The 3,298-nt window shown below is 70.4% G+C and carries 2 protein-coding genes; one reads left to right on the plus strand and one right to left on the minus strand.

The window, feature by feature from the left end:
* Positions 1–38: 38 nt before the first annotated feature.
* On the minus strand, positions 39–452 hold the full coding sequence (locus tag ABZ260_RS48890) for a helix-turn-helix domain-containing protein (RefSeq protein ID WP_355632205.1): 414 nt from the start codon (positions 450–452) through the stop codon (positions 39–41).
* A gap of 409 nt (positions 453–861) precedes the next feature.
* On the opposite strand from ABZ260_RS48890, the gene ABZ260_RS48895 reads away from it, so the two are divergent.
* Positions 862–2,973, plus strand: a complete 2,112-nt coding sequence (locus ABZ260_RS48895; protein WP_355632207.1) for an ATP-binding domain-containing protein — start codon at positions 862–864, stop codon at positions 2,971–2,973.
* Positions 2,974–3,298 lie beyond the last annotated feature (325 nt).

Consider the following 3,298-nt stretch of genomic DNA (forward strand, 5'->3'; position numbering starts at 1 on the left):
GGTACGCCCGCCGCTGGAGCAGCTCGACTTCCTGCGGATCACCAAGGCCGACCTGGCCAGGCTCCGCAGGGAGGTGCACCCGCTCGCCCGGCGCCGCCGGAGCGGCCGGGAGTGGGCAGGTGGTACTCGCCGACCACGGCGCCGGTGATGTCGGCGACCCTGACGTCGATGCCCGCGCGCGTGACGTCCATCGCGGCGGCGTACGCGGCGGCCGGGTTGAGCCGGTAGACCTCGGCGGTGCGGCCGGGTAGTCCCTCGCGGATGCCGTTGAGCACGACCAGTCCCGCCTCCTGCAGGCGGATGAGGAGCTGCGAGGCGGTGGGCTTGGACAGGCCGGTGAGGGCGCCGATCTCCGGGCGGGTCAGCGGGCCGCGCTCCAGCAGCGCCTGCAGGGCGGCGCGGTCGTTGATCGCGCGCAGCAGACTGGGGGTGCCCGGCGTCGGCTGTTTCACTGGCCCTCCGCGTGCGTCCTCGCATTCACCGGCGAAGCGAAGTTAGGAAACTTTCCTAACTTCGAGTGAATGTAAGGAACCCGGCGGATCCTCGTCAAGCGGGCAGGAGCCGTCGCAATAAAGCTGTGATGGCGCAGGGGCGGGTAAACTTCTCAACGGACCTGCTAGGGTGATGGTTTGTCATAACAACTAGCGCAATGGTCCGGAGTATCCCATTACTAGCAACGATAATGGAGCGACGGCAACCCGTCAAATCGAGCTGACCAAGGAGCAGGAGTACGTCTCCGGTCTCTACGCGAGGCTCGATCTGCTGCGCGAGCGCACCCAGCGGCAGCTGGACGGCGTCCTCGCGCAGGGAGGGAGCGGGGGCACGCACCAGAACCGCTCTGAGCGCGACACCTTCGCCGGGATGTACGCCGAGCGTCTGGGCCGTCTGTGGGCTGTCGAGAACGGCCTGTGCTTCGGCCGGCTCGACAACGCCGACGACACCTCCCTCTACATCGGCCGCATCGGCATGGCCGACGACGATCAGCGCCGATTGCTGATCGACTGGCGCGCCCCGGTCGCCCAGCCCTTCTACGGCGCCACCCCCGCGGCCTCGATGGGCGTCACCCGCCGTCGCCACCTGCAGACCAAGGGCCGCAGGGTGATCGGGATCGACGATGATCTCCTGGATCTCGACAACCTCACGGACGAGGACGTGGCCACCCTCAACGGGGAGGCCGCCCTGCTCGCCTCCCTGGCCGCGCGGCGCACCGGGCGGATGCGCGACATCGTGGCCACCATCCAGTCGGAGCAGGACCGCATCATCCGCTCGGACCTGGGCGGGGTACTGGTCGTGCAGGGCGGTCCCGGGACCGGCAAGACCGTGGTCGCGCTGCACCGCGCGGCCTACCTGCTCTACACCCACAGGGAGAAGCTGGCCCGCAGGGGGGTGCTCATACTCGGGCCGAACCTGACATTCCTGCGCTACATCGAGCAGGTACTGCCCTCCCTGGGGGAGACCGACGTGCTGTTGTCGACGGTCTCCGAGCTGTACCCGGGGGTCGTTCCCGGGTGCAAGGAGCCCCCGGAGGTGGCCGGGCTCAAGGGCGACTCCCGGATGGCCCAGGTCATCGCACGGGCCGTGCGCGAGCGGCAGCGGGTGCCGCGCAAGCCGATCGAGATCCGCCTCGACCGCTACACCCTGCGGCTGGAGGGCAACGTCCTGGAGGCGGCACGCAACAGGGCGGCCCGCTCCAGGCGGGCGCACAACGAGGCCCGCGCGCTCTTCGTCCGCCACCTGCTCAACGCGCTCGCCCGCCAGGCGGCCAGGCAGCTGGGCAAGGGGATGATCGACGACGACGAGCTGGCCGACATCCGTGAGGAGCTCCGTACCGAGCGGCCCGTCAAGGCGGCCCTGAACCGGCTGTGGCCCTACGTCACACCACAGCAGCTCCTGATCGGGTTGTTCACCTCCCGGGAGCGCCTCGACTACGCCGCCGCCGAGTTCGGCGAGGCCGAGCGGGAGCTGATGCTGCGCGAGCCGCCCCGCAAGGGGGAGAGCTGGTGGGCCGAGTCCGATGTGCCGCTGCTGGACGAGGCCGCCGAACTGCTCGGCGACATCGACCCCGCGGTGCTGCGGGCCGGGGCCTGGATGGCCGAGGAGGAGCAGGCGGCGCAGCGTGCCGCCGCGCTCGACGAGCGGCAGCACCAGCTCGCCTACGCCAAGGAGGTCCTGGAGCTGACCGGGCTCTCCGACATCATGGACGCCGAGAAGTTCGCCGCCCGCCACCTCGGCGACGACGTCTTCCTGACCACCGCCGAGCGCGCCGCGGCCGACCGCAACTGGGCCTTCGGCCACGTCATCGTGGACGAGGCGCAGGAGCTGTCGCCGATGGACTGGCGGATGCTGATGCGACGCTGCCCGACGCGGTCGATGACGATCGTCGGCGACCTGGCCCAGACCGGATCCTCGGCCGGGGCACGCTCCTGGGGCCGGGTCCTCGACCCCTACGTGGCCGGGCGCTGGCGCGAGGAGACCCTCAGCGTCAACTACCGCACCCCGGCGGAGCTGATGGCGGTGGCCGCCGACGTGCTCACCCTGGTCGATCCGGCGCTGAAGGCCCCGGCCTCGGTCCGGGAGACCGGGGCGCGCCCGTGGGCGGCCTCACCGACGGCCTCGCTCGGCGACGTCGTCAAGGCCGAGATCGTGGAGGGTGGGCGACTTGTCGTGATCGTCCCCGAGTCGCGCGCGCGGGAGCTCGGAGAGGTGGTGGTCCGCTCCGTCGACGGCGCGGTCGCCGGTCCGGGGGCCGCCGCCCTGGACGCCCAGGTGGCGGTGCTGACCGTCGCCGAGGCCAAGGGGCTGGAGTTCGACGCGGTCATCGTGGTCGAACCGGAGTCGATCCTGGGCGAGTCCCCGCGCGGGGCCAGCGACCTTTACGTGGCATTGACCCGCGCGACCCAGCGGCTTGGCGTCGTGCACGACGGTCCGCTTCCCGATGCCCTCGCTCGACTTGAGAGACATCGGATCACATGAGACCATTGACGGCTCTCGTCGATCATGTCCCAGCTGCGAAAACTTGATGTTTCCGCTGTTAGTGACACGGTTGACATCTGCGCTGGGCTCGGTAGTTTGCTGCCCAGTCCAGCACGGGACTGGCCGGTCGGCCGCCTTTCGACATCGCCGTTTCCTGCGCCCGTGACGGGGGTGACCCCGTCCGTTCAGCCAGACGCAGGGCCGGCAGTCCGTCGAGGCGGGGCACTCCTTCCGGGCGGGGGGTTGGACCCAGGAGGGGTCCGGTGATGTCGATCGACACCCGCTCGGCGCCACCGTGACGGGTCGCGTTGGTGAGGAGCTCGCT

This window comes from Streptosporangium sp. NPDC006013 (assembly GCF_040614275.1).
In the GTDB taxonomy this organism is placed as follows: domain Bacteria; phylum Actinomycetota; class Actinomycetes; order Streptosporangiales; family Streptosporangiaceae; genus Streptosporangium.